This is a genomic window from Bradyrhizobium sp. T-1 (genome assembly GCF_053592855.1).
In genome coordinates, this window is sequence record NZ_CM132115.1 from 5396656 (window position 1) to 5417690 (window position 21035).

The 21035-nt window shown below is 65.3% G+C and carries 19 protein-coding genes; 18 read left to right on the forward strand and 1 reads right to left on the reverse strand.

Annotated features, from left to right (window positions below; genetic code table 11):
- Positions 1-58: 58 nt before the first annotated feature.
- Positions 59-667: a cysteine hydrolase family protein gene (locus ACWAT4_RS26095; protein ID WP_449728417.1), complete on the reverse strand. Its 609-nt coding sequence runs from the start codon at positions 665-667 to the stop codon at positions 59-61.
- A 392-nt stretch (positions 668-1059) separates the two neighbouring features.
- Between ACWAT4_RS26095 and ACWAT4_RS26100 the strand changes: the two genes are divergently transcribed.
- The 18 genes from ACWAT4_RS26100 to ACWAT4_RS26185 all read left to right on the forward strand — a co-directional run bounded on the left by ACWAT4_RS26100 (position 1060) and on the right by ACWAT4_RS26185 (position 21028).
- Positions 1060-2310: an ABC transporter substrate-binding protein gene (locus tag ACWAT4_RS26100; RefSeq protein ID WP_212300621.1), complete on the forward strand. Its 1251-nt coding sequence runs from the start codon at positions 1060-1062 to the stop codon at positions 2308-2310.
- A 131-nt stretch (positions 2311-2441) separates the two neighbouring features.
- Positions 2442-3269, forward strand: coding sequence for a helix-turn-helix transcriptional regulator (locus ACWAT4_RS26105; RefSeq protein ID WP_212300620.1), 828 nt, complete (start codon positions 2442-2444; stop codon positions 3267-3269).
- Positions 3270-3587: 318 nt separating this feature from the next.
- Positions 3588-4598: a branched-chain amino acid ABC transporter permease gene (locus tag ACWAT4_RS26110; protein WP_449728418.1), complete on the forward strand. Its 1011-nt coding sequence runs from the start codon at positions 3588-3590 to the stop codon at positions 4596-4598.
- Between the two features lies 1 nt (position 4599).
- Positions 4600-5688: a branched-chain amino acid ABC transporter permease gene (locus tag ACWAT4_RS26115; RefSeq protein ID WP_212300618.1), complete on the forward strand. Its 1089-nt coding sequence runs from the start codon at positions 4600-4602 to the stop codon at positions 5686-5688.
- Positions 5681-6463: an ABC transporter ATP-binding protein gene (locus ACWAT4_RS26120; protein ID WP_212443993.1), complete on the forward strand. Its 783-nt coding sequence runs from the start codon at positions 5681-5683 to the stop codon at positions 6461-6463. Before ACWAT4_RS26115 ends, ACWAT4_RS26120 begins: the two co-directional genes overlap by 8 nt.
- Positions 6456-8666, forward strand: coding sequence for an ABC transporter permease (locus tag ACWAT4_RS26125; RefSeq protein WP_449728419.1), 2211 nt, complete (start codon positions 6456-6458; stop codon positions 8664-8666). The genes ACWAT4_RS26120 and ACWAT4_RS26125 overlap by 8 nt, the downstream gene beginning before the upstream one ends.
- A 3-nt stretch (positions 8667-8669) precedes the next feature.
- Complete coding sequence (locus ACWAT4_RS26130) at positions 8670-9503, forward strand: phosphoenolpyruvate hydrolase family protein (protein WP_212426745.1); 834 nt, start codon at positions 8670-8672, stop codon at positions 9501-9503.
- 26 nt (positions 9504-9529) lie between these two features.
- Complete coding sequence (locus tag ACWAT4_RS26135; protein ID WP_449728420.1) at positions 9530-12430, forward strand: flotillin family protein; 2901 nt, start codon at positions 9530-9532, stop codon at positions 12428-12430.
- A gap of 10 nt (positions 12431-12440) precedes the next feature.
- Positions 12441-12878, forward strand: coding sequence for an SRPBCC family protein (locus ACWAT4_RS26140; protein WP_212426743.1), 438 nt, complete (start codon positions 12441-12443; stop codon positions 12876-12878).
- Positions 12879-12881: 3 nt separating this feature from the next.
- Complete coding sequence (locus ACWAT4_RS26145) at positions 12882-13325, forward strand: SRPBCC family protein (RefSeq protein ID WP_212300612.1); 444 nt, start codon at positions 12882-12884, stop codon at positions 13323-13325.
- Positions 13326-14144 carry an FAD binding domain-containing protein gene (locus tag ACWAT4_RS26150; RefSeq protein WP_449728421.1) on the forward strand — a complete coding sequence of 273 codons (819 nt, stop codon included), beginning with the start codon at positions 13326-13328 and terminating at the stop codon, positions 14142-14144.
- A 5-nt stretch (positions 14145-14149) separates the two neighbouring features.
- Positions 14150-14626 carry a (2Fe-2S)-binding protein gene (locus ACWAT4_RS26155; RefSeq protein ID WP_449728422.1) on the forward strand — a complete coding sequence of 159 codons (477 nt, stop codon included), beginning with the start codon at positions 14150-14152 and terminating at the stop codon, positions 14624-14626.
- A 12-nt stretch (positions 14627-14638) separates the two neighbouring features.
- Positions 14639-16234 (forward strand): xanthine dehydrogenase family protein molybdopterin-binding subunit, encoded by a 1596-nt coding sequence (locus ACWAT4_RS26160; protein WP_449728423.1) that lies wholly within the window; start codon positions 14639-14641, stop codon positions 16232-16234.
- Positions 16235-17257: a xanthine dehydrogenase family protein molybdopterin-binding subunit gene (locus ACWAT4_RS26165; protein ID WP_449728424.1), complete on the forward strand. Its 1023-nt coding sequence runs from the start codon at positions 16235-16237 to the stop codon at positions 17255-17257.
- An 11-nt stretch (positions 17258-17268) separates the two neighbouring features.
- Positions 17269-18150 (forward strand): AAA family ATPase, encoded by an 882-nt coding sequence (locus tag ACWAT4_RS26170; RefSeq protein WP_212444002.1) that lies wholly within the window; start codon positions 17269-17271, stop codon positions 18148-18150.
- Entirely contained in the window at positions 18147-19268 is a 1122-nt protein-coding gene (locus ACWAT4_RS26175; RefSeq protein ID WP_449728425.1) for a vWA domain-containing protein, read from the forward strand. Before ACWAT4_RS26170 ends, ACWAT4_RS26175 begins: the two co-directional genes overlap by 4 nt.
- Positions 19265-20149 (forward strand): amidohydrolase family protein, encoded by an 885-nt coding sequence (locus tag ACWAT4_RS26180; protein ID WP_449728426.1) that lies wholly within the window; start codon positions 19265-19267, stop codon positions 20147-20149. The genes ACWAT4_RS26175 and ACWAT4_RS26180 overlap by 4 nt, the downstream gene beginning before the upstream one ends.
- Positions 20150-20179: 30 nt before the next feature.
- A complete protein-coding gene (locus tag ACWAT4_RS26185) occupies positions 20180-21028 on the forward strand; it encodes an MBL fold metallo-hydrolase (protein WP_212300604.1) in 849 nt (282 codons plus the stop codon).
- The last annotated feature ends 7 nt before the right edge of the window (positions 21029-21035 follow it).

Sequence of the window (21035 nt, forward strand, 5' to 3'; positions counted from 1 at the left end):
CCTGATGGCTACGCGTCACTGGCCTCAACGCGACCGGCGAGCCATAGCGGTCGTGTCGCTATTCGCGCCAACACTCCGCCAGCGCCTCCGACGTCACCAGATCCACCTGGCCGTGGAAGCGCGTGCGATACATCGTCATGAGCGCATCGTGGCCGACATCCGACGAGCTGCACAGCGCGTCCTCCACGATCACGACCCTGAAGCCGAGATCAACGGCGCTCAGCACCGTCGAGAGGACGCAAACGTCCGTCTCTGCGCCTGAAATCACCACCGTTCCGATCCCAAGCTCGACCAGCAGGCTCGCCAGGGCCGGATTGCTGAAGGCCGAGTAAGCGGGCTTGTCGACGATGCATAATGGCGGCACGTATCGGGCGAGAGCCGGTACGAGCTCCAGCGCGGACGGTGGAAGCTGATCGCGGGTCGCCTGATGCCAGCGTCGAAAATAGCTCTGCCACTGACCGGGGCGTTCTTCCGGCATCTTCGGCGTGATGAAGCGCGTAAAGATCGTCCGCGGCTGATGGCGCGAAACGATCTCGACGATCGTCGGCAGAACGCGCTCCATCCAGGGCGTTTCCCAAAGACCGCCCGGCGCGAAAATATTCTGCATGTCGATGCAGAGATGGACCGCGTCCCGGATTTCGACGACGTCCGACTTGCTGCTTCTCATCGTCCTCCACCGCCGGCGGGCCGCGACATTCTGCGCGCGTGAGTGCGTCCAGCATTACAAACCTGCCCAATGACGAGCCGTTCCAAACCGCCATTGCAGGCAAGATCGAGGAGTTGTCGGTCGTCCTCGCGGTCGACGGCGTTGAGGTTCGAATCTGGCTGCAGCCACGCGTTGCCTGACGACTGCTATTGCACCGCGGAACGCTTTGCGATGCACCATTCAAAATGAGACTGCCTGTTAAGCGGCACATGCCTGCGACGCGTGCGCTGCGTCTGACTTCGGTTAGCCTCCAGCTCAAGAACCGTTGGCCTTGCCCGGACGCCGCATTCGTACGGCCGACGCGCGAGGGTGCGGTGAAAAACAGCGACAAAAACGCCCCAGGGAGGAGAGCAATGTTGAAAGGCAGTCTAGGACTGATTGCGTTGAGCAGCCTGCTATTGTCAGGCACCGCATTCGCACAAGAAAAGATCAAGGTCGGCGTCACTGCGACGCTCGAAGGCACCTACACCGTACTGGGCGAGGACGGCATCCGCGGCTTCCAGACTGCACTCAACGTGCTCGGCAAGAAGATCGGCGACAAGGAGCTCGAATTCGTCATCGCCTCGACTGACGCGACGCCCGATTCCGCGGTGCGCGCCGTGCGAAAGCTGATTGAGCAGGACAAGGTGCAGATTTTGCTGTCGCCGCTATCGGGAGACGAGGGCATCGCGGTCAAGAATTTTGCAAAGACCCATCCGGAGCTGACGTTCATCAACGCGGCCTCCGGCGCCCAGGAAACGACTTATGTCGATCCGGCTCCGAACTTCTTCCGCTACAACATGGATGGCGCGCAGTGGCAGGTCGGCCTCGGCAAATACGCCTATGAAGAGAAGAAGTATCGCAAGATCGCGACCGTCGGCGAGGACTATTCCTTCATCTACACCCAGGTGTTCGGCCTCGTGCTCGAATTCTGCGGCATGGGTGGACAAGTCACGAACCGGCAATGGGTGCCGCTCGGCACCAAGGACTTTGCTTCGGTCATCGCCGCCCTGCCCGACGACGTCGACGCGATTTATCTCGGTCTCGGCGGCGCCGACGCCGTCAACTTCCTCAACCAGTATCAGCAGGCCGGCGGCAAGGCGCATCTGATGGGCGGTTCGATCATGATCGACCAGACCATCCTGTCGTCCAAGGGCAACGCCAAGAACGCGCTGGTCGGCACGCTGGCCGCGAGCGGCCAGGCCGACACCTGGGAGGATCCGGGTTGGCAAAAATTCGTGAAGGACTATCAGGACGCCTTCCCGCCCAACAAGCGCTTCCCGAGCCCGTCTCTGCTCGCGACCAACTATTACGGCTCGACCATGGCGTTGATCCTGGCGCTGCGCCAGGTCAACGGCGATCTCAGCGACAACCAGTCCAAGTACAAAGCCGCGCTGGCGAAGATCGAGCTCGATGCGCCCAACGGCAAGATCAAGCTCGACGCCAATCGCCAGGCGATCGGCACCAACTTCGTCACCGAGGTTGTCGATGACGGCAAGGGCGCGCTGTTCTCGAAGGTCGTGAAGGTGATCCCGAACGTCAACCAGACGCTGGGCTACGACCCCGCAGTATTCGCCAAGATCGGTCTGCCAAGCCGTACAGTACCGGAATGTAAGAAGTACTGACGCAGTCGCATCAGCGACGCCATGACTGACCGGGGAGAGATTTTCAAGACGCGGACATCGTGCGCCCTTGCATTCTCTCCCCGGTTGTTGAACGCTATCAAGAAAAGAGAAGGGCGATTGGGAGGGAAGGCATGAGCCGTGCGCTCGCCGTCTTCCACGGCCGCTTCGGCCGGGCGACGGTCTATCAGTTGAACCGCCCCTTCAACATCCACGCACATCGCGAAGGTCATTTGATCTTCCATGTCGGGGGACGTCCCGCGTGTATCGATGTCAACGACGGACGTTACCAGCTCGCCGAAGGTTCAGTCGTCGCGGTCAATCCATGGGAGCCGCACAATTTCCTGCCATCCGATCTCGAGGGCGGCGCGGTTTTCTTCGTGCTCTATGTCAATGCGGAGTGGTTCGCGCCCGATGCACCCGGCGCCGACCGCCTTCGCTTCGGGCGGACGCAGTTCACCCGGTCGCCCGCGCTGGACAAGCATATTAGGCACGCAGCCGCCCTTGTGTGCGGCGCACCTTCGCTAAATAGCCTCGATGGCGAGCTGAGGCGTCTGATCGACGTCTGCTACGACGAAAGCTGGCAGCAGGCCGAGCTCGCGCGGGATCCGCGCACGAACGGCGCTGTTACCGATTTTCGCGTGCGCAAGTGCATCAAAATGATGTCGGAGAGCCCCGGCGCCGAGATCGAGCTCGACACCATCGCGCGCGAATCCGGGTTGTCACGCCCCCATTTCTACCGACTGTTCCGCACCCAGACCGGTGTGACCCCTCACCTCTATCTCAACACGCTGATGATGGAGCAGGCGCTGGAGGCGCTGGTGGCGAGCGAAGCGCCGATCGCCGATATCGGCTTCGATCTAGGCTTCTCCTCGCAGAGCGGCTTCACTCGATTCTTCGCCGCCAATGTCGGGATGGCGCCGACCGATTATCGCCGTGCGGCCAAGGTTTTGCGCGGCTGACGAGCGCGCGAAAAGATACTCACGATCAAGTGCCTTCCTCGCCGCCCCACTAGGATGGGCGGAACGCGATCCCGGCAAGAGGATCGCACACAGTAGGGAGCGCATGTTCATGGCAGGGCTTGCGGCCGGCAACGGTCTGCGTGCCACTTCGCCCCGCTTGCGGGGAAAGGGGGAGTCTCCACGAGGTCGGTGGCAGTTCGACCCGCGGAGACTCCCCTTCACCCGCTCCGGAGCCAATCATCGGGCGCGCCTTCGGCGCGACCCGTTGGGCGCGACCTCTCCCCGCAAGCGGGGCGAGGTGAAGACGGAGCGGCGACCATGACCCGCTTTGTCGAACGCCATCCCGCATGGGCGCTGATTGTCATCATCGCGGTGGCAGTGGCGCTGTGGCTGATCTTCGCTGTATGGCCTCCCGGCCTTGAAGAGGCTATCGGCCGCAAGCGGGTGTTCCTCAACGCGCTCTTCAACGGCATCACGCTCGGCGGCCTCTATTTCCTCGTCGCCAGCGGCTTCACGCTGATCTTCGGCCTGATGCGCAACGTCAATCTCGCGCACGGCTCGCTCTATCTGTTCGGCGGCTATGTCGGCTACGCCATCAGCGCCTCGACCGGCTCCTGGATCCTGTCCTTCATCGTCGCCTTCATCCTGACGGCGCTGGTCGGCGCCCTGCTTCAGGTCCTCGTGTTCCGCCGCATGGAGGGCCAGGATCTGCGTCAGACCATGGTGACGATCGGGCTGTCGATCGTATTCGCCGATCTGATGCTGTGGGCCTGTGGCGGTGACTTCTACCAGATCCAGACCCCGAGCTGGCTGATCGGTCCGATCGAGCTGCCGCTGATCACCGCCGTGAAATCCTCGGGCGAGCCGGTCTATCTGCGCTATCCGCTAGTGCGACTCGTGATCTTCCTGGCCTCGGTGATCATTGGCATCGCGATGTGGCTCGCGCTCAACCGCACCCGGATCGGGATGATTATCCGCGCTGGCGTTGACGATCGCGACATCCTTGCCGCCACCGGCGTGCGGATCCAGATCGTCTTCGTGCTGGTCTTCGCGCTCGGTGCCGGTCTTGCCGGTGTCGCAGGCGTCGTCGGCGGCACTTTCCAATCGCTCTCGCCCGGCGAGGACATCCGCTTCCTGCTCGCATCCCTCGTGGTCGTGATCGTCGGCGGCATGGGCTCGATCCCGGGTGCTGCGCTCGGCGCGCTGATCATCGGCCTCGCCGAGCAGCTCGGCTCGGTCTACATCCCGACCTACGCCATCGTCGTGACCTTCCTGATCATGGTGCTGGTGCTGGCGCTTCGGCCGCAGGGCCTGCTTGCGAGGCGCTAAGATGTCGGTCACCCATGATGCTCACATTCAGGTGCGCAACCCCGCCTCGACAGCGCAGCGCCCGGCCGCGCGCGCCTGGCCCGACATCAACAATCCCGCGGCCTGGATTGTCGCGGCCATCCTGCTGATCATGCCGCTGATCGCCAACGGCTTCTTCCTGATCGAGATCTTTGCGACGACGCTGATCCTCGGCACCATCGCGCTCAGCCTGATGTTCCTGGCCGGCTACGGCGGCATGGTCAGTCTGATGCAGCTCACCATCGCGGGCTTTGCCGCCTACATGGTCGCGGTGTTCGGCGTCAGCGGCAACGCCAATATCAGCCTTGGCTGGCCGTGGTGGCTGGCAGTGCCGATGGCGCTGATGCTGGCGACGATCTTCGGCACACTGGGCGGCGCGCTCGCGGTGCGCACCGAGGGCATCTACACCATCATGATCACGCTCGCGATCGGCGCGGCGTTCTATTATTTCACCAACCAGAACTGGGCGATCTTCAACGGCCATACTGGCATCAACAATGTCGGAACGCCGCATTTCTGGGGCGTCGACTGGCGCTGGGATATTCCCTTCTACTATGTCGTACTCGCGGTTGCCGCGATCTGCTATTTCGCTGTCGACTACATTTCGCGGGCTCCGTTCGGCCTGGCGCTTCAGGGCGTGCGTGACAACCCGCGCCGCATGGCCGCGCTCGGGTTCAACGTCAATGCGCACCGTGTCGCGGCCTATGCGGTGGCGTCCTTCATCGCGGGCCTCGCCGGCGTGCTGCAGGTCTGGAACTATCGCCAGATCTCGCCGGGCTCGGTCAGTGTCGGTGCCTGCATTGACGTCCTCATCATTGCCGTCGTCGGCGGCATCACGCGGCCGGTCGGCCCCTATATCGGCGCGCTGGTCTTCGTTCTCTTGCGCACCTTCGCGCTCGACTTCCTGGTCAAGATCGGGCTCGACGGCAACCGGTTCCGGCTGCTGATCGGGCTCGGCTTCCTCGCCATCGTGTTCTGGTCGTCGGACGGCGTGATCGGCCTGTGGCAGCGCTGGCGCCAGAGCTATTACTCCCAGTCGGATCGTCCGGCCGGAGGGCGTGGCCATGGATAGTGTCGCCCGGCGCCTCTCCGCTGTCGGTGCCGGTGCGGCACTGGAGCTGCGCGGCGTGACACGGCTGTTCGGCGCGCTCGCGGCCTTGACCGACGTCACCATCACGGTACGTCCCGGCGAGCGGCGCGCGGTGCTCGGCTCCAACGGCGCCGGCAAGACCACGCTGTTCAACTGCATCTCCGGGGACTTCCCGCCGACCTCGGGCACAATCCGCTTCTTCGGCGAGGACGTCACGCACTTTCCGCCCTATGAGCGCATCCGCCGTGGGCTCCGACGGACCTATCAGATCTCCGCGCTGTTTCCCGGCCTCACCGTCCAGGACAATGTCTATCTCGCCTGCCGCGGCGTCTCGCGCGGACGCTTCTCGTTCCTGCGACCGGGCCAGAACGACGCGCTGATGCATGCAGCCGACGGTCTGGTGCAAGCCGTGCATCTCTCCGCGGTCAAGGATCAGCGCGTCGCCGAGCTTGCCCACGGGCAACAGCGCCAGCTCGAAATTGCATTGGCGCTTGCGGGTGCGCCGCGCTTCGTGCTGTTCGACGAACCCGCCGCCGGCCTTTCGCCGACCGAGCGGGTCGAGCTGGTCGAGATTCTGACATCGCTGCCGGCGCACATCGGTTACATCATCATCGAGCACGACATGGACGTGGCGCTGCGCGTCGTCGAGAGCGTGACGATGATGCACAACGGCCGCATTTTCAAGGAAGGCCTGCCGGAGGAGATCCAGTCCGACCCCGAGGTGCAGGAGCTTTATCTCGGAGGCGGCCATGAATGAGACCCGCCGCTCCCCCGCAGCGCTCGAGGTCCGCGGCCTCGACGTCTATTACGGCCATTCGCATGCCCTCCAGGGTGTCGACCTCTCGCTCGACGCCGGCGTGTTCTCCGTCGTCGGCCGCAACGGGATGGGCAAGACGACGCTGTGCAAGGCGATCATGGGCCTCGTGCCGGTGAGCGGCGGCTCGATCCGCGTCCGCGGTGAGGACATCACGCGGCGGCCGCCCGCCCGTATCGCCCGCCTTGGCGTCGGCTATGTTCCGCAAGGCCGGCGGCTCTGGCGCTCGCTCAGCGTTGACGAGCATCTGCGGCTCGCCGGCGGGATGCGCTCCGGCGCCTGGACCGTCGAGCGGATCTACGCCACCTTTCCGCGGCTCGCCGAGCGCAAGGACCATGGCGGCGGCCAGCTTTCCGGCGGCGAGCAGCAGATGCTCGCAATCTCGCGCGCGCTTCTCACAAATCCGCAGTTGCTCATCATGGATGAGCCGACCGAAGGTCTCGCGCCCGTCATCGTCTCCCAGGTCGAGGACATGCTGCTGCAGCTCGGCGAGGACGGCGACATGTCCGTGCTCGTGATTGAGCAGAACATCGGCGTCGCGACCGCGATTTCGCACAATGTCGCGATCATGGTCAACGGCCGTATCAACCGCATCATCGATTCGGTGCGGCTCGCTGCCGATCGCGAGCTTCAGCAGCGCCTGCTCGGCGTCGGGCTGCACGCCGAGCTCGAACCCGAGATCGATGCGCCCGTGGCCGGCGGCGAAGCAAAGCCGGCTCCGCAACCCGCGCGCGCAAGCGGGCCGATCCGGATCTATATCTCCAACCCGAGCCCCCCGACGCACTGGTCGCAGCCGGTCCCGATCGGACGGATCGAAGCGGCAGCGCGAACGTTGTCGACGCAGGTCTCGCGTCTCGACGAGACCGCGCGGCGCAAACGTGAGCCGATGACGGCGCAGACATCAGGCCCCCCCGTGGTGCTGGTCGTCGGCACGCTCGACACCAAGGGAGCGGAACTCCGCTTTCTCCGGGACACCATTGCCGAAAGCGGCCTGCGTACGCGGCTGGTCGACGTCTCCACCAGCGGCAAGCAGGCCACGTGCGATGTCTCAGCGCAGGAGATTGCACTGAACCACGGCCGCGGCGGATCGGCGGTGTTCGGTCCGGACCGCGGTGTCGCGGTGGCGGCGATGGCGGATGCGTTCGCCAATTGGATCAAGCGCCAGGGCAATATCGCCGGCGTGATCTCCGCCGGCGGCTCTGGCGCAGCGTCGCTGGTTGCGCCTGCCATGCGCACCCTCCCCGTCGGGGTGCCCAAGTTGATCATATCCTCGGTCGCCTCGGGCGACGTCGCGCCATACGTCGGTCCGGCCGATATCACCATGATGTACTCGGTCACCGACGTGCAGGGCCTCAACTCGATCTCACGCGCGGTGCTGTCGAATGGCGCCAATGCTATCGCCGGCATGGTCAAGGCGCGGCTCGATCAACGCGAGGCAAGGGAACGTGGCGCCGGTTTGCCGTCGGTTGGCATCACCATGTTCGGCGTCACCACGCCTGCGGTGCAGAAGATCGCGGCCGATCTGCGCGATGACTTCGAGTGTCTCGTCTTCCACGCCACAGGCGTCGGCGGACGCTCGATGGAGAAGCTTGTCGACTCCGGTCAGCTATCAGGCGTCATCGACCTCACCACCACCGAGATCTGCGACCTCCTCATGGGCGGCGTATTTCCGGCGACAGAGGATCGCTTCGGCGCGACCATCCGCACCCGCGTACCCTATATCGGATCGGTCGGCGCGCTCGACATGGTCAATTTCGGTGCGCCCGACACCATCCCGGAGCGCTATCGCGGCCGCAAATTCCACGTCCACAATCCGCAGGTGACGTTGATGCGGACGACGGCAGAGGAAAACGAGCGCATGGGCCGCTGGATCGGCGAGCGGCTCAACCAGATGGACGGGCCGGTGCGCTTCTTCCTGCCCGAGGGCGGCGTCTCCGCCCTCGATGCCCGCGGCCAGCCGTTCTGGGACCCCGATGCCGATGCCGCCCTGTTCCGCGCGCTGGAGCGCACGGTGCGCGCGACCGGCAACCGGCAACTGATCCGCGTCAAGCAGAACATCAACGATCCCGAGTTCGCCTCGACCATTGTCAGCGCGTTCCGAACGCTGTTCGGCCGCGGCGGGGCGCGCCGGAGACTAGCGAGGTGACCGATGGCCCGGTTTGAACGCGCGCCCCTCCTGAAGCGGTTTCGCGAGATGGCGAAGCGCGGCGAGCCCATTGTGGGCGGCGGTGCCGGCACCGGCTTGTCGGCCAAGTGCGAGGAAGCCGGCGGCGTCGACCTTATTGTGATCTACAATTCCGGTCGCTATCGGATGGCTGGCCGCGGCTCGCTCGCGGGGCTGATGCCCTACGGAGACGCCAACGCCATCGTATTGGAGATGGCTGGCGAAGTCCTGCCCGTGGTCAGCAAAACGCCCGTGCTCGCCGGCGTCAACGGCACCGATCCATTCCGCGACATGGACGTGTTTCTCGACCAGCTTAAGGCGCTCGGCTTCGCCGGGGTGCAGAACTTTCCGACCGTCGGCCTGATCGACGGCGTCTTCCGGGCCAATCTCGAAGAGACCGGCATGTCCTACGCGCTGGAGATCGACATGATCGCCAAGGCACGCGAGAAAGACTTGCTGACGACGCCCTACGTCTTCAGCGAAAAGGAAGCCGCGGCCATGGCGATCGCCGGCGCCGACATCATCGTCTGTCACCTCGGGCTCACCACCGGCGGCACGATCGGTGCGCAGACGGCGCCAAAGCTGAAAGACTGTCCGGCGCGCATCGACACCTGGGCCTCCGCCGCGCTCAGCGTCAATCCGGAGATCCTGGTGCTCGCCCATGGCGGCCCGATCGCGGATCCCGCAGACGCCGATTTCATCATGAAGAATACCCGCTACTGCCACGGCTTCTACGGGGCGTCCTCGATGGAGAGGCTGCCGGTGGAGCGGGCTTTGACGGAACAGGTACGCAAATTCAAGGCGATCGGCGCGCGATAACGCTTGCAAGATTGAGGGAGGGAAACATGTCAGGGATCCTGGTCGGCGAGCTCATACTCTGGCTGATCGTCGCGATCATCGTGATCGTGGTCGGCGTCTACATCGTCAACTGGCTCTACCACCGTTCCTCCAAGGAGGTGTCGTTCGTCCGGACCGGCTTCCTCGGCGAACGCGTCGTGATCAACGGTGGCGCCTTCGTGCTGCCGTTTATCCACGCCTACACCCCCGTCAACATGAACGTGCTGCCGATGGGCATCGTGCGTTCGCGGCAGGACGCCGTGATCACCCGCGACCGCATGCGCGTCGATATCGAGGCCGACTTCTATGTCCGTGTGCAGCAGACCCGCGAGGCCGTCTCCATCGCGGCCGCCACCCTCGGCCGCCGTACCCTGGAGCCGGAGCAGCTTCATGCGCTCCTGGCCGGCAAGTTCATCTCGGCGATCCGCTCCGTCGCCTCCGAAATGACCATGGAGGAGATGCATGAGCGTCGCGGCGATTATGTCGCGCGCGTCAAGACAAATGCGGCCGAGGCCCTCGCCCAGAACGGCCTTGAACTCGAATCCGTCGCCATCACCGACCTCGACCAGACCGACCTCGAATTCTTCAACCCCTCGAACCGCTTCGACGCCGAGGGCATGACCCAGCTGATGCAGGACATCGAAGCGCGGCGCAAGCTGCGCAACGACATCGAGCAGGACTCGATGATCAAGATCCGCACGCGAAATCTGGAAGCCGAGCGTCAGGCACTCGAGATCGAGCGCGAGAGCGAGACAGCCCGCCTCGAGCAGGAACGCGATATCGAGATGCGCCGTGCGCTTCAGCGCACCGAAGTCGCCCGCGAACGTGCGCTGCGCGAGACCGAGGCTGAGCAGGCCCAGATCTCTGCGCGTGAAGCCATCGAACGCTCGCGGATCGCCAACGAGCAGGCGATTGCCGAGGCCCGTATCGCTTCCGAGCGCGAGACGCGCCAGAAGGAGATCGAGCGCACCCGCACTATCGAGGAGAAGGAGCTGCTGGCACGCGAGGAGATCGAGAAGACCCGCATCGCCAATCAGCGCTCGATCGACACGACGCGGATCGCCTCCGAGCGCGAGGTCCGCCAGCGCGAGATCGAGCGGATGCGCACCGTCGAGGAAGCCGAGATCGCCGCACGCGAGGCGATTGAGAAGGCCCGGATCCAGCAGGACCGCGTCGTCACCGACGCCCGCATCGCCAACGAGGAGGAGACGCGCCGCCGCGAGATCGAGCGCACCCGCGCCGTCGATGAGGCCGAGATCGCCGCCCGCGAAGCCACCGAGAAGGCCCGCATCGCGCAGACGCGGATTGTCAATGTCGAACGCATCTCCTCCGACGAACGCACCCGCGCGCTGGAGATCCAGCAGGTCCGCACCATCCAGGAGGCCGAGATCGAGGCGCAGCGCGCCGTCGAGGCCGCCCGGATCGCCCGCGAACGGACGCTCGCCGCCGAACGCATCGCCGCCGAGCAGAACACGCGGCAGCTCGAAATCGAGCGCAACCAGACGCTCGAGGTCGCCGGCATCGCCGCGCGCGAGACCACAGAGGCCTCGCGCATCGCCCAGGAGGAGCGCGTCCGCTCGCTGGAGATCGCCCGCAACCGCGCCGTCGAGGAGGCCGATATCGCCTCCCGCGAAGCGATCGAGGCGGCCCGCATCGCTCAGGAGAAGGCGGTCGCGGCCGAGCGCATCCAGGCCGAACGCGACACGCGCTCGCTCGAAATCGAACGCACCGGCGTGCTGGAGGCGGCTGAGCTGAAGCGGCGCGACGCCATCGAGCGCCAGCGCATCGTGGTCGATCTCGCGCTGGAGGCCGAACGGATCAATTCGTCCAAGAAGCGCGAGGTGCTCAATATTGAGCAGAAAAAGGCGATCGAGATTGCCGACGAGGACCGCATCATCGCCCTCTCCGCCAAGAAGTCCGAGCGGATCGACGCCGACCGCCAGGTTCGCCAGGCCGAGATCGTCGCTCGCAAGGAGGTCGAGACTACCGATGTCTCGCGCGAGCAGGCCCTCGAAGCCGCCCGCCTCGAGCGCCGCCGCTCGATCGAGCAGCTCGAGGTCGCCCGCGTCCAGTCACTGCAGGAGGCCGAGATTGCCTCCCGCGAAGAGGTCGAGCGCGCGCGCATCGCCTCCGACCGCGGCCTGGACGAGGCCCGCATCGGTCGCGAGCGCGAGCTGCGCAAGCTCGAGGTTATCAGAGAGAAGGAGGTCGAGACGGTCCTGATGGAGAAGGCGATCGCCATTCACCAGAAATCGCTGGAGGAGTCCGCCGCCAAGGCGATGGCGGAAGAAGCACGGATGCGGGCCACCGAAGCGACCGAGCGCGTGATCACTGCGCGCGAGAGCGAGATTGCCAAGCGCCGCAAGACCGTCGAGGTGCTGCTCGCCGAGAAGCAGGCCGAGGAGACCCGGATTGCCGCCGAAGCCGAGCGCGTGCGCGCAGCCGTCGAGGCCGAAGCGCAGCGGATGCTCAATGAGGCCGAGAACGTGCTCACCGACCAGGCGCGCTACTCTCTGTTCCGCCGAAAACTGCTAGACCGCATCGAGGGTATCGTGCGCGAGAGCGTCAAGCCGATGGAGAAGATCGAGGGCATCCGCATCCTCCAGGTCGACGGCCTCAACGGCAATGGCCACGGCGGCAATGGTAGACGCAGCGCCACCGACGAGGTGATCGACTCGGCGCTGCGCTACCGCGTCCAGGCGCCGCTGATCGACTCCATCCTCTCCGACATCGGCGTCGAGGGCGGCAGCCTCGCGAAGATGCCGGGCCTGATCCGCGAAGCCCGCGACATGCAGGGCATCAAGGATTCCGCGCGCAAGGGTGGTGGCGACAAGCCGGCCGCTTCCCCGCCTGCGGCCGAGAGCGGTGGCGAGCCGCCGGCCGAGCGCGGTCCGCGGAAGAAGAGCTGAGGTCTGCCCCATGCCCCGCGTCTACGTCTCCACCGTCGTCAACGCGCGCAATGATCGCGTCTGGGCGCGCGTGCGCGATTTCAACGGCCTGCCGAACTGGCATCCCGCGATCGCCGAAAGCCGGATCGAGGGCGGAGAGCCCTCGGACAAGATCGGCTGCGTCAGGGATTTCCGTTTGCGCAACGGCGACCGCATTCGCGAGAAGCTGCTTGGCCTCTCCGACTACGACATGTTCTGCACCTATTCGATCCTGGAATCCCCAATGGGCGTCGAGAACTACGTTGCGACCTTGCGGCTCACGCCAGTCACTGACGGTGACCAAACCTTTGTCGAATGGACCGCCGAGTTCGATTGCGCGCCGGAACGCGAGGCCGAGCTCGTCGGCAATATCGGCGGCGGCGTGTTCCAGGGCGGCTTTGACGCATTGAAGCGCGTGTTCGGAGGCTGATCCGTGCCGCATATCGTCAAGAGCACGATTTTGGATGCGCCGACCGATGCAGCGTGGGCCATGTTGCGCGATTTCAACGGCCATGATCGCTGGCATCCGGCGGTCGCGAGCTCTTCGATCGAGCGCGCGCATCCCGCGGACAAAATCGGCTGCGTCAGGCGATTCAAACTAAAGGATGGCGCCGAGCTGCGTGAACAATTGCTGGCACTGTCGGACCTCGAGCAAAGCTTTAGCTACTGCCTGCTCGATACCCCGATCCCGATGTTCAACTACGTCGCCCATGTCCGCTTGCTGCCGGTCACCGACGGGGACCGCACCTTCTGGCACTGGGAGTCGCGCTTCACGACCAGGCCAGAAGACCGAGATCGCATCACCCACATGGTCGCCGAAGACATTTACCAAGCCGGGTTCGAAGCGATCCGCCGGCATCTGAAGGAGGCCGCCTAGATGGCCGTGACAGTGAAGACTTTTGCTAGCGCCAGCGAGGCGGCCGGGGCGCTGTCCTCGGACCGCAGTGCGCGCTATCTCGGCGGCGGCACGCTGGTGATGCGGGCGCTGAACGAGGGCGACGTCTCGATCTCGACCGTGGTCCGCGCCCAGGACCAGGCCCTCACCCGAATCGACGCATCCGGCCCGCGCGTCACGCTGGGCGCAGGCGTCACCTTCGCGCGCGTCCTCGCCGAACGCGACCTTGCCTTCCTGCATGCCCCGGCCCGCTCGATCGGCGGTCCCGCGGTGCGCAACATGGGGACAGTCGGCGGCAATCTCTTCGCCCCGAACCCTTATGGCGATTTCACCGTCGCGCTGCTGGCTCTCGACGCCACCGTCGCCGTGCAAGGCGGATTTGGCTCACGCGACATCGGAATTGAAGAGTTTTTGCAGGCACGCGACCGGCAGGCAGGCACATTGGTTCTGTCCGTGTCCTGCACCCGGCCGGCGAGCACCGAAGCGTTCCGCTATCGCAAGATCGCGCGCATCAAGCCGAAGGGCGGCTCGGTCATCACTCTGGCGGCGCATTTGCCAATCTCCGGCGGCCGGATCGCAGGTGCGCGGATCGCATTGGGGTCGATGGCCCCGACACAGATCCGCGCCCGTGCCGCCGAGCGGGCACTGGAAGGACGCTCGCTGGATGCCGCGACTATCGCAGCCGCCGCATCCGCCGCCACGGAAGGAACATCGCCATCCGACAACGCGCTCGGCAGCGCCTGGTATCGCCGCGAGATCATCGGCGTGCATCTGCACCGCCTGCTGTCGGGACAGGAATAGAGCCCATGTCCAAGATCCCCTTGCAATTTCGTCACAACGGCCGCGAGGTCGCGATCTTCGTCGACGGAGGCACCAATCTCCTGGTCGCGCTGCGCGAGCTGATCGGCGACATGACGCCGAAATTCGGCTGCGGTCAGGGCGGCTGCGGCACTTGCAGCGTGCTGATCGACGGCGAGCTTCACCTCTCCTGCCTGACGCTGGCGGAGACCGTCGCGGGCCGCTCCATCGAGACGCTAGACGGCATGAAGCAGGGCCCGAACCTGCATCCGCTGCAGCGCGCCTTCGCCGACAACTTTGCTGCTCAGTGCGGCTACTGCACGCCGGGGATGCTGATGGCCGCCAAGGCCCTGCTCGACCGCAATCCGTCGCCAAGCCGTGACGAGGTTATCGAAGCCATCTCCAGCAACATCTGCCGCTGCACCGGCTACGAGCCGATCATCAATGCCATCCTCGCCGCCGCCGGCGGCCGGATCAGCGCGTGAGGGAACGCGACCATGCTGGAACTGCGCAAGGACATCTTCGCCGACGAGCGCGACGACAATTTGAAGGAGATCGGCAAGGGCACCCAGCGCCAGGACATGCTCGGTCATGTCACGGGCACATCGAGCTACTTTAACGACCACAAGCTGCAGGGCATGCTGCATCTGAAGGTGGTGCGCTCGACGCAGGCCCATGCACGGATTCGCCGCATCGACACCACCGAGGCCGAGCGCTCGGCCGGCGTGCGCCGGATCATCCGCGGGACGGATGTACCGGTGAATCTCAACACGCTCCTCAGCCTGATCAATTTCGGCAAAGACGACGAACCGTCGCTGGCTGTCGACAAAGTCCGCTATAAGGGCGAGCCGATCGTCGCGATCGTCGCCGACAGCGAGCGCGAGGCGTTTGAAGCGATCGCAAGGGTCAAGGTCGACTATGAGCCGCTACCGGCGGTATTCGACGTCGAGGAGGCGTTGAGACCCGGCGCGCCCGTGGTCAACGAGACCTATCCCAAAAACGCTTTCACGTATCACGAGGTCTACGACCACCAGAAGCTGCGCTTCGGCGACGCCGACGCGGCGCTCGCGACCGCCGACCATGTGCTCGAACAGCGCTACCAGATGTCGCCGATCGAGCATGCGCCGACCGAGACCAATGGCGCGATCGCGGCGCCCGACACCAACGGCCGCTATGTCGTCTATACCTCGACGCAGGCGCTGTTCTTCTCGGTCGACACTTGTGCCAAGATCCTCGACGTGCCCTCCAACACTTTCCATTTCATCGGCGGCACCGTCGGCGGCGGCTTCGGCGGCAAGGTTGACACGCTGACGGAGCCGCTCGCCATCCTCGGCGCGATGCTGACGGGGCGCCCGGTGCGCTACGTCTTCGGCCGCGAGGAGGAGATGCAATACGGCCCACCGCGCGGCGCTGAACGCATCTACATCAAAGACGGCGTGATGCGCGACGGCCGCATCGTCGCGCGCAAGATCCGCGCCTATTTCGACAGCGGCGCCTATACGCGGCTGTCCAGCTACGCGGCGGTGAAATGCGCTGCGCATCTGCCGGGGCCCTACACCATCCCCAACGTCTATGGCGACGTCTATTGCGTCTTCACCAACCGTACGCCGGCCACCGCCATGCGCGGCTTCGGCGTCACCGCGATGGATTTTGCCATCGAGTGCCAGATGGACAAGCTGGCGCACCTCGTAAACATGGATCCGATGGAGTTCCGGATTCTCAACGCCTATCGCGACGGCGATATGAAGGCGCACCGGCGCGAAGCCAAGAACACGGCGCTGATCGAATGCGTTCAGGTCGCAGCTGAAAAGGCCAAGTGGCCGCTCCGCGAGGAGTACAAGCGCGCCTCCTCACGCAAGGACGGCGGCGGCAGCCGCGCCGTGATCCCGCCGACGCCGACAGATCCTTCGCGCGCAAGACCCGCGGCTGCCGGCCAGCAGCGCACCAGCTACGACCGTCTTCCACCCACCGTCACGCGCGAACCGCCGCGCGAGCCGCCACCGCCCGCTCCCCCGCCGCCCTCGCCGCGGCCGGCCGCGCCCTCGCATGGCGCCACCCGTTTCTCCTCCGTCTTCGGCACCAGGAGGCGCTAGATGACCCGGCATCGCGGACGCGGCATCGCGTCGATCAACTATCCCATCGGCATGAATCTTGGCGGCGACCCCAGCCAGGCGCTGGTGCATTCCAATCCGAGCGGCAAGTTCACGGTGGCGTTGTCGTCGATCGATCTTGGCCAGGGCATGAAGTCGGTGACTCGGCAGATCTGCGCGGAGACGCTCGGCGTGCCGGTCGAAGACGTCTATGTCGACACTGCGGATTCCGATACCGGCCCCCACTGCATGGGCTCGTTCGCCTCGCGCGGCACGCATCGCGTCGGCAATGCCGTGATGGCCGCAGCCCGCGAGGCACGTGGCGTCATGATGGAAGCCGCCGCAGAGGAGCTGGAGGTCAACGCCGCCGATCTCGACACCGACGGACGCGGCAACATCCACGTCAAGGGCGCCCCGCACCGCTCGATCTCGACCAAGGACGTCGCGATCGCCGCGCAGTTCAAGCAGGGCAAGACCATCTCCGGCCGCGGCATCTTTCTCGTGCCACTTTCGAACGTCGATCCGGAGACCGGCGAGATGTCGCCGGCCACCTGCTACGCCCATGCCTGCCTCGTCGCCGAGGTCGATGTCGACGACGAGACCGGCGAGGTCGCGATGGTACGGATGGATTCAGCCTATGAGCTCGGCCGCGCGCTCAATCCGCGCCTGGTCGAGCAGCAGCTCGTCGGCGGAGCCTGGATGGGCGTCAGCCACGCGCTCTACGAGACGCCGGAGCCGTACTATCCCGAGCCCGTGCACTGCCCGCGCGACTTCGTCGAATATCTCATGCCCGGCCCCGGTGATGTCTGTCCGCACGATATCGCCGTGCTGGAGCGCCCTGCCCCTGATGGCCCGTTCGGAGCAAAAGGCCCTGGCGAGATGTGCGCAAATCCGGTGCTGCCCGCCGTAGCTAACGCGATCTTCAATGCGGTTGGCGTGCGTATCGACGATCTGCCGATCACCCCGGAAAAGGTCCTGCGCGCAATAAAAGCGCAGGGTGGCGCGCGACCGCAGGCGCGGCGCTAGGGGTCTGGTCCATGGCTGTCCGCAGCAACATCGTCGGCATCGATAGCCCGGAGGCGCTGGAGAAGGCGCTGCGCGCGGCTTACTACCTGGCCGACGAGGGCCTTGCGACAGCCGCCTATCTCGGCCTCGCGCTCGGCAAGCCGCTGCTGCTTGAGGGCGCGCCGGGTGTGGGCAAGACCGAGGCCGCGAAAGCAATCGCCGCCGTGCTGGGCCGGCGCCTGATCCGGCTGCAATGCTACGAGGGCATCGATGCTTCCGCTGCACTCTATGAATGGAACTATCCACGCCAGATGCTCGCGATCCGTCAGGCTGGCGACGAGACCATCGACATCTATGGCGAAACGTTTCTGATCGAGCGTCCCATGCTGGCGGCGCTGCGCGCGCCTGATTCCACCGTCCTGTTGATTGACGAAATCGACCGCGCCGACCAGGAGTTCGAGGCGTTTCTGCTCGAATTCCTATCAGACTTCCAGATCTCGATCCCCGAGCGCGGCACGGTGCGCGCCGCGGAGCGCCCCGTCGTCGTGCTGACCTCGAACCGCACGCGTGACCTGCACGAGGCCTTGCGTCGCCGCTGCGTCTATCACTGGATCGACTATCCCAGCGAAGAGCGCGAGGCGCGGATCGTGATGCTGCGGGCCTCCAGCGTTGCGGAAGCGACTGCACGTGCCGTCGTCGCCGCCGTCGGCAAGCTCCGGCGCGAACCCCTCAGCAAAGCGCCCGGCATCGCCGAAGCCGTCGACTGGGCGGAGGCCGCAACTCTTCTCAACAAGGGCGGCGCGCGCTGGCCTGATGCCTTTAAACGCTCGATCGGCGTGGCGCTGAAGGACGAGGAGGATTTGCACTTCATTTCGCCCCGGCTCGACGCCATGCTCGCGGAGGCGACCGCATGAGCACCGAGCCGCAGCTTCCGCGCGCCGCGCGCGTCTTCGTCTCCTTCGTCGCACTGCTGCGCGCCAATGGCTTTGCTGTCGCTCCGGAGCAGACCACCGCATTCCTCACTGCGATCGAGCTGCTCGGCCCGCGCGACCTCAGGGATATCAGGCAGGCGGCCCTCGCCACCCTCGCCCCGCCGCCCGAGCGCCGGGGCACTTTCAACCGCCTGTTCGATCTTCATTTCCGCGGCAACGAGGCTATCGAGCACACCGACGACGGTGAGGACGACGAGACCGTCCGGCTCCAGGAGGAGGGCCGCGGTGACGAGGAGCCGCTGCTCTCCGACGAGGCCAATGAGTCCGGCTTGACCGCGACTCGTAACGAGGCGCTGGTCGAGCGCCGCTTCGCTCAGCTCTCCACCACCGAGGCACTGCGCCGGCTGAGACGCGAGGCGCCTCGGCGCCTGCCGCGGCGACGTGGTCATCGCCGCATGCGTGCCCGTCGCGGCTCCTTCGCTGATCTTCGCCGCACGCTGCGCGACAGCGTCCGTAGCGACGGCGAGATCCTTCGGCTCGGTCACATGAAGCGGCGTCAGCGCCCGCGAAAGTTCCTGCTGCTGATCGACGTCTCCGGCTCCATGAAGAGCCGCACCGACGACAACATGAGGCTCGCGCACGCGCTGGTGCAAGCCGCGCCCAATGTCGAGGTCTTCACCTTCGGCACCCGGCTGACCCGCGTCACCCGCGCGCTGCGGCTGAAGCGCCGCGAGCAGGCGCTGAGAGCGGCAGCTCATCTCGTCAGCGACTGGGACGGCGGCACCCGAATCGGCGATGCGCTGCAGGCTTTCCTCGCTGTCCCCCGCTTCGGCGGCTATGCGCGCGGGGCGGCTGTTGTCGTCGTCTCCGACGGGCTGGAACGGGGCGAGCCCGATACGCTACGCGATGCCGTGGCCAAACTGTCGCGGCGGGCCTGGCGTGTGAGCTGGCTGACGCCGCTGGCGACAGGCCCGGGTTTCCGTCCGCAGACCGAAGCGCTCGTCGCGATCGAGCGCTTCGTCGACGATCTCGTCGATGGCGGATCGAGCGCATCGGTCGTCACGCACCTGCTGGCATTGGGACGAAGGAGAGTTGCGTGAGCGAGATTGTCGACGGCCATCATCATATCTGGCGGCAGGCCGACCTGCCCTGGCTGGTCGGCCCGATGCAGCCCCGCATCTTCGGCCCCTACGAGGCCATCCGGCGCGACTATCCGATTCAAGAATATCTCGACGACCTCAAAGGCACCGGCGTCACCCGCTCGGTTTACGTCCAGACCAATTGGGCCAACGATCGTTTCGAGGACGAGACCGCCTGGGTGCAGCAGACAGCCGACCAGCACGGCTGGCCGCATGCCATCGTCGCCTATGTCAATTTCGCCGTGGACGACGCGCGCCCGCAGCTCGACCGCCTGAAGCGCTATTCCCTCGTCCGCGGCGTCCGCATGCAGCTGCACTGGCATGAGAACCCGCTCTATCGTTTCGCCGCAAAACCCGATCTCTGCCTCGCCCCCCTGGTCAACCGCAACATTGCGCACCTCGCCGATTACGGCTGGAGCTTTGATCTTCAGGTCTTCACGCCGCAGATGTCGGACGCCGCACAGCTTGCGGAGAACTGCCCCAAGGTCACCTTCATCCTTCAGCACGCCGGCATGCTGGAAGACCTTTCGCCGGCAGGACGTGCGGCCTGGCGAGCAGGCATGGCCCGACTTGCAGTCTGCCCGAACGTTGTCTCAAAGCTCTCGGGCCTCGGCACATTTATCCATCGCAACGACCCCGCGCATATCGCGGCGGTCGTCATGGACACCGTCGCGATCTTCGGCGCCGAGCGTTGCCTGTTCGGCTCGAACTTTCCAATCGAGAAATTATGGACCAGCTACCGCGAGCTCGTCGATGCGTTTCGCGCGGCGGCCGCGCCGCTGAGTACTGGGCAACGAGATGCGATCTTCAGAGGCACCGCAACGCGTGTCTATCGGCTTTGACGGATAGAAAAGGAACAGGGAGGGCAACGCATGGCGCTGGAGATCAAGATCCTGGACTACGGCGATATCGAGCTGGAATCGAGTTTTCTGGTGCTCGGCCGCGATTGCGGCCGCACCCGCCGCGTCCTCACGCTGGGCTTTTTGATCCTCGGCGGCAAATATCCTGTCGTGGTCGATACCGGCTACCGCTCCAACCAGATCATGGAAACGCTGGGCATGCGCGGCTTGCAATACCACGAGAACATGATCGAGAACCAGCTCGCGCGCCATGGCGTGCGCATGGGCGATGTCCGCTTCGTCTGCCACACCCATCTGCACATCGACCACGCCGGCAAGGATGATCTGTTCCCGATGAACACGACTGTCGTCCTCAACCGCAAGGAGCTCGAATATTCCGTCTCCGGCCTGATGCATCCGCAATACCCGGCGCCCGACATCAAGCATTTGATCGATCGCCTGCACACCAAGAGCGCGCTGCGCTTCCTTGACCTCGAGATTACCGGCCCAATCGAGCTGATGCCCGGCGTCTACTGCGACGCCGCTGGCGCCCACACCGAAGGTTCCATGAACATCATCGTCGAAACTGCGGACGGCATCGCCACCATCTGCGGCGACGTCATCTACGATTTCAACGACCAGATCGTCACCCCCTTCAACGAGATCCACGACTGGGAGCCGCGCACCACCGGCAACCACGGCACCAGCAAGCGCGCCGAGAAGGCCGCGATCAAGAAGCTGCTCAGCAACTCGCGCTACCTGCTGCCGGTGCACGATCGCCCCGCCAAGATCGAAGGCGGCAACGTCGTGGGCCGGCTGCACGACCAGGTCCCCGGCCCTATCGTGCAGTCTTTGCCCGCGCGGAACTGGTTCCCAGCCTGACGTGCCC

Bases quoted from the DNA above. Each gene is read 5' to 3' on its own strand.
- ACWAT4_RS26095 (WP_449728417.1), bottom strand. From the start codon at position 667: ATGAGAAGCAGCAAGTCGGACGTCGTCGAAATCCGGGACGCGGTCCAT.
- ACWAT4_RS26100 (WP_212300621.1), top strand. From the start codon at position 1,060: ATGTTGAAAGGCAGTCTAGGACTGATTGCGTTGAGCAGCCTGCTATTG.
- ACWAT4_RS26105 (WP_212300620.1), top strand. From the start codon at position 2,442: ATGAGCCGTGCGCTCGCCGTCTTCCACGGCCGCTTCGGCCGGGCGACG.
- ACWAT4_RS26110 (WP_449728418.1), top strand. From the start codon at position 3,588: ATGACCCGCTTTGTCGAACGCCATCCCGCATGGGCGCTGATTGTCATC.
- ACWAT4_RS26115 (WP_212300618.1), top strand. From the start codon at position 4,600: ATGTCGGTCACCCATGATGCTCACATTCAGGTGCGCAACCCCGCCTCG.
- ACWAT4_RS26120 (WP_212443993.1), top strand. From the start codon at position 5,681: ATGGATAGTGTCGCCCGGCGCCTCTCCGCTGTCGGTGCCGGTGCGGCA.
- ACWAT4_RS26125 (WP_449728419.1), top strand. From the start codon at position 6,456: ATGAATGAGACCCGCCGCTCCCCCGCAGCGCTCGAGGTCCGCGGCCTC.
- ACWAT4_RS26130 (WP_212426745.1), top strand. From the start codon at position 8,670: ATGGCCCGGTTTGAACGCGCGCCCCTCCTGAAGCGGTTTCGCGAGATG.
- ACWAT4_RS26135 (WP_449728420.1), top strand. From the start codon at position 9,530: ATGTCAGGGATCCTGGTCGGCGAGCTCATACTCTGGCTGATCGTCGCG.
- ACWAT4_RS26140 (WP_212426743.1), top strand. From the start codon at position 12,441: ATGCCCCGCGTCTACGTCTCCACCGTCGTCAACGCGCGCAATGATCGC.
- ACWAT4_RS26150 (WP_449728421.1), top strand. From the start codon at position 13,326: ATGGCCGTGACAGTGAAGACTTTTGCTAGCGCCAGCGAGGCGGCCGGG.
- ACWAT4_RS26155 (WP_449728422.1), top strand. From the start codon at position 14,150: ATGTCCAAGATCCCCTTGCAATTTCGTCACAACGGCCGCGAGGTCGCG.
- ACWAT4_RS26160 (WP_449728423.1), top strand. From the start codon at position 14,639: ATGCTGGAACTGCGCAAGGACATCTTCGCCGACGAGCGCGACGACAAT.
- ACWAT4_RS26165 (WP_449728424.1), top strand. From the start codon at position 16,235: ATGACCCGGCATCGCGGACGCGGCATCGCGTCGATCAACTATCCCATC.
- ACWAT4_RS26170 (WP_212444002.1), top strand. From the start codon at position 17,269: ATGGCTGTCCGCAGCAACATCGTCGGCATCGATAGCCCGGAGGCGCTG.
- ACWAT4_RS26175 (WP_449728425.1), top strand. From the start codon at position 18,147: ATGAGCACCGAGCCGCAGCTTCCGCGCGCCGCGCGCGTCTTCGTCTCC.
- ACWAT4_RS26185 (WP_212300604.1), top strand. From the start codon at position 20,180: ATGGCGCTGGAGATCAAGATCCTGGACTACGGCGATATCGAGCTGGAA.